Annotated in this window: 1 pseudogene; it reads right to left on the reverse strand. The window is 55.0% G+C overall.

Annotation, left to right across the window (positions count from 1 at the left end):
• Positions 1-393 (reverse strand): annotated as a pseudogene (locus tag AC0IX4_RS22955) (oligopeptidase B); the annotation flags it as partial.

Below are 393 nucleotides of genomic sequence, written 5' to 3' on the forward strand. Positions count from 1 at the left end.
GTAGTGATCTTGGAGGAGACAGCAATAGTGAAATACTTTTCATCACGAGTAGAACCCATGCCCACCCAGTAGCGTTCATCGGGTTCATAGAAAATACGCACATCGGCGGCAGGGTCCGTACCGAGCTGGTGACGCCATACCGAGTCGGGCCGCCAAGCCTCATCAACACGCTGGTAGTAGAGGTAGTCACCATCATTGGACCATTCCACCCCGGCAGCGATAGTGGTGATGACGTCAGGAAGCTGCTCCCCCGTCTGAAGATCCCGTATGTGGAGGGTGTAGCGCTCATTACCAACAGTGTCGGTAAGGTACGCCAAATAGCGGCCATCCCTGGTAACACTGGCTCCACCTAACGCAAAGAAGTCCGTGCCGTCGGCAAGCTCATTACAGTCC

The organism is Rhodococcus sp. AC861 (assembly GCF_979256035.1).